Source organism: Pseudomonas sp. (assembly GCF_030696055.1).
Lineage (GTDB): Bacteria > Pseudomonadota > Gammaproteobacteria > Pseudomonadales > Pseudomonadaceae > Aquipseudomonas.
On the sequence record NZ_JAUYNP010000305.1, the window covers coordinates 1 to 4,558 of the forward strand.

At 63.6% G+C, this 4,558-nt stretch carries 4 protein-coding genes; 3 read left to right on the forward strand and 1 reads right to left on the reverse strand.

The features are described 5' to 3' along the window. The 3 genes from Q8Q83_RS18480 to Q8Q83_RS18490 form a co-directional block, all read left to right on the forward strand. Positions 1-1,084: efflux RND transporter permease subunit (locus Q8Q83_RS18480; protein ID WP_305625593.1), on the forward strand; the 1,084-nt coding region annotated here is incomplete at its 5' end. Next, positions 1,081-2,484, forward strand: coding sequence for an efflux transporter outer membrane subunit (locus tag Q8Q83_RS18485; protein WP_305625594.1), 1,404 nt, complete (start codon positions 1,081-1,083; stop codon positions 2,482-2,484). The genes Q8Q83_RS18480 and Q8Q83_RS18485, both read left to right, overlap by 4 nt. Positions 2,485-2,727: 243 nt before the next feature. Then, the gene (locus tag Q8Q83_RS18490; RefSeq protein ID WP_305625596.1) at positions 2,728-3,381 is read left to right on the forward strand and encodes a peroxiredoxin; all 654 of its coding nucleotides are present in this window, start codon (positions 2,728-2,730) and stop codon (positions 3,379-3,381) included. A gap of 201 nt (positions 3,382-3,582) precedes the next feature. Here the strand turns inward: Q8Q83_RS18490 and Q8Q83_RS18495 are convergent. After that, the coding region (locus tag Q8Q83_RS18495; protein ID WP_305625595.1) for a peroxidase family protein at positions 3,583-4,558 on the reverse strand (976 nt) is incomplete at its 5' end.

Here is a 4,558-nt window from a genome sequence, read left to right on the forward strand (position 1 = left end):
GGGCTATGACGAGCTGTATGTGCAAACCCAGAACGTTATCGCCAAGGCCCGTCAGCTGCCGGAACTGGACCCGATGTCGGTGTTCACCAGCTACCAGGTCAATGTGCCGCAGATCGATGCCGCCATCGACCGCGAAAAGGCCAAGACCCACGGCGTGGCGATCAGCGACATCTTCGACACCCTGCAGATCTACCTGGGTTCGCTGTACGCCAACGATTTCAACCGTTTTGGCCGTACCTATCAGGTCAACGTGCAGGCCGAGCAGCAGTTCCGCCTGGAGCCGGAGCAGATCGGCCAGCTCAAGGTGCGCAATAACCGTGGCGAAATGGTGCCACTGTCGGCCTTCCTCAAGGTCAGCCCGAGTGCCGGCCCGGATCGGGTGATGCACTACAACGGCTTCCTCACCGCCGAGATCAACGGCGCAGCGGCGCCCGGCTACAGCTCCGGCCAGGCCGAGGCGGCGATGGCCAAGCTGCTCAAGGACGAATTGCCCAACGGCATGAGCTTCGAGTGGACCGACCTGACCTACCAGCAGATTTTGGCCGGTAACAGCGCGATCTTCGTCTTCCCGCTCTGCGTGCTGCTGGCCTTCCTGGTGTTGGCCGCTCAGTACGAAAGCTGGAGCCTGCCGCTGGCGGTGATCCTGATAGTGCCGATGACGCTGCTGTCGGCCATCACCGGGGTAATCCTGGCCGGTGGCGACAACAACATCTTTACCCAGATCGGCTTGATCGTACTGGTTGGCCTGGCGTGCAAGAACGCCATCCTGATCGTCGAGTTCGCCAAGGAGAAACAGGAGCACGGCATGGACCGCCTCGCCGCCGTGCTGGAAGCCTGCCGCTTGCGTCTGCGGCCGATTCTGATGACCAGCTTCGCCTTTATCATGGGCGTAGTGCCGCTGGTACTGTCCTCCGGCGCCGGTGCCGAGATGCGCCATGCCATGGGCGTGGCGGTGTTCAGCGGCATGCTCGGGGTGACCTTCTTCGGTCTGCTGCTGACCCCGGTGTTCTATGTGCTAATCCGCGGGCTCGTTGAGAAGCATGAAACCAAAAAAGCCGCCCGCGCGCTGGAGGTGCAGGCATGAAAGCATTCGCCGCCAACGCCTTAAAGATCAGCCTGCTCGCCATGGCTGTCAGCGCCTGCGCCGTCGGCCCAGATTACCAGGCACCACAGACCGCACCCGCCAAGCTAAGCAGTGCCGAACGCGGCAACTACGACCGCTCGCGCTTCGAGGCCGTCTGGTGGCAGCAGTTCGATGACCCGACCCTGAACCAGCTGGTGCAGCAGTCGCTTAAGGACAACCGTGAGCTGCGCGTGGCCTACGCCCGCCTGCGCGCCGCCCGTGCCATCCGTGACGATGTGGCCAACGATCAGTTGCCGACCATCACCAGCCGCGCCAGTGGCGAATTCGGCAAGGCCCAGCAACCGGGCATCAGCGAGCAGCGGGTGAAAACCGAGCGCTATGACTTGGGCCTGGATATGGCCTGGGAGCTGGACCTGTTCGGCCGCATCCAGCGTCAGCTGGAAGCCAGCGACGCGCAGATCGAAGTGGCCGAGGCCGATTACCGGCAGTTGCAGGTCAGCTTGATCGCCGAGCTGGTGGACGCCTACGGCAGCCTGCGCGGCGCCCAGTTGCGCGAACGCATCGCCCGCGCCAACCTGGGCAATCAGCAGAAATCCCGGGGCATCACCGAGCAACTGCGTGCAGAGGGCGTCGGCAGCGAGCTGGATGTGCTGCGCAGTGACGCGCGCCTGGCCGCTACCGAAGCCAGCCTGCCGCAACTGCAGGCGCAGCAACAACGGGCGAAAAACCGCATCGCCACCCTGCTTGGCTTGCGCCCGGAGCAACTGAGTTCGGATCTTTCCGCCAAGGCCTTGCCGGCCATCGCCAAGGCTCTGCCGATTGGCGATCCGGCCGAGCTGCTGCGGCGGCGGCCGGACGTACAGGCCGCCGAACGCGCGCTTGCGGCGGCGACCGCCAATATTGGCGTGGCCACCGCCGATCTGTTCCCGCGGGTTAGCCTGTCCGGTTTTCTCGGCTTTACCGCCGGACGGGGTTCAGCGCTGGGTTCCTCAGCGGCCCGCGCCTGGGGCATAGCTCCGAGGATCAGCTGGGCGGCGTTCGATCTGGGCAGCGTGCGTGCCCGCTTACGCGGTGCCGAAGCAGATGCCGAAGGCGCCCTGGCCAACTATGAACAGCAGGTATTGCTGGCTCTGGAAGAGTCGGAAAACGCCTTTAGCGACTACGCCAAGCAGCAACAACGCCTGCTCGCCCTACTACGCCAATCCGAAGCCAGCCGCGCCGCGGCCGAACAAGCTGCAGTGCGCTATCGTGAGGGTGAAGTGGACTTTCTCGTGCTGCTCGACGCCGAGCGCGAACGCCTGGCCGCCGAAGACGCCCAGGCCCAAGCGGAAGTCGAGCTGTACCGCGGCATAGTCGCCATCTACAAGGCCCTCGGTGGCGGTTGGCAGCCTAGCGCCTAACCCTGTTCTCTCCCCCCGGTTGGCTTGCCAACCTCTTCGCGCCCCACGGTATCCGCTCCTTGCCGTGGGGCTTTTTTATTTGTGGGTGGGTCAGTAATTGCAGTGAATCCGCACCACTTAGCGACAGTCCATATACGGACGTTTGTGTAGCGACTAAATCCGAGGCGATTCAAGGCCTTTTATTAAAATCCATACTAGGCTCTTCCAAGCTTGCAGTTCATCACCCGTCAGGAGGAAATTTCCATGGCCTTGCGCATCAACGACCTCGTTCCCAACTTTACAGCCGATACCGACCTAGGCCCCATCACCTTCCACGATTGGATTGGTTCCGGCTGGGCCATTCTTTTTTCCCACCCGAAGGACTTCACCCCGGTGTGCACCACCGAATTCGGAGCGGTAGCCCAACTGGCTGATGACTGGGTGAAGCGTGGCACCAAGGTGATTGGCGTGTCAGTGGATGGTGTGGACGCGCACAAGAAATGGAAAGGCGATATCGAAGGCTTGTGCGGCACCAAGGCGGGTTTCCCCATCATTGCGGATGAAGGCTTGGTCGTATCCAAGGCGTTCGACATGCTACCGGCCGAGGCCTACCTACCCGATGGCCGTACCGCCGCAGATACAGCCACAGTGCGCTCCGTGTTCATCATCGGCCCGGACAAAAAGCTCAAGCTGTCCATGACCTACCCCATGTCGGTTGGTCGCAACTTTGCCGAAGTACTGCGCGCCCTGGACGCCCTGCAGCTGACCTACAACGTGCCGCTGGCAACCCCCGCCAACTGGGCAGTGGGCCAGGACGTCATAGTCGCACTCGCCCTCAACGATGAGCAGGCCCGCGAAAAGTACGGCAACATCGACATCAAGCTGCCTTACTTACGCACCACCCAAGCGCCTGAGTAACGCCGAGGACGGAGCCCATTGGCCAAGCCAAGTCGTCTCCGCATTACTGCCGATGAGCCTGTGGATTGATTGTCCGGGTCGGTTCCAGTCATTCACGACCAGTGGCTGCTGACGCCCACATATAAAAAGCCGCGACCTGGCAAGGATTAACCCATGCCAGGTCGCGGCCAGTGGTTGTAGACCGAGGCCTACCGGCTGCGTTTACGCCAGATCGAAGCGATCCAGGTTCATCACCTTGTCCCAGGCTGCCACGAAGTCATGCACGAACGCCTGCTGCGCATCGCTGGCCGCGTAGACTTCCGCGAGGGAGCGAAGCTGGGAGTTCGAACCGAACAGCAGATCCACCACGGTACCCGTCCACTTCAGATCACCCGTCGTCCGATCACGCCCCTCCAGCACGCCTGCAGCGCTGGCGGACTTCTGCCACTGGGTGCCCATGTCCAGCAGATTGACGAAGAAGTCATTGCTCAGCGTCTCGGGGCGCTGGGTGAAGACCCCGTGCAGGGCCTGCCCGACGTTGGCATTCAGGGCGCGCAGGCCGCCGATCAGCACCGTCATCTCGGGCGCGGTCAGCTTCAGCAGCTGCGCCTTGTCCACCAGCAACTCGGCCACCGCGCCTTCCAGCCCCTGGCGCACGTAGTTGCGGAAGCCGTCGGCCACCGGTTCCAGCACGGCGAACGAGGCGAGGTCGGTCTGCGCCTGCGCGGCGTCCATGCGGCCCGGGGTGAATGGCACGGTGACAGCGACGCCGCCCTTCTTCGCCGCGGCCTCGACGGCGGCGCAACCACCCAGCACGATCAGGTCGGCCAGCGAGACCTTTTTGCCCCCGCTGTTGAAGTCTTTGCGCACCGCTTCCAGCGCCTGCAGCACCTTGGCCAGTTCGGCCGGGCGGTTGACTTCCCAGTCCTTCTGCGGCGCGAGGCGGATGCGCGCACCGTTGGCGCCACCGCGCTTGTCGGAGCCACGGAAGGTGGACGCCGAGGCCCAGGCGGTCGTGACCAGCTGCGAGATGGACGGGCCGGAGGCGAGCACCTTGGCCTTCAGCGCGGCGATGTCCTGCTCACCGATCAGGGGGTGGTCCACCGCCGGCACCGGGTCTTGCCAGATCAGCTCTTCCCGCGGCACCAGCGGGCCGAGGTAGCGGGTGATGGGGCCCATGTCGCGGTGGGTGAGCTTG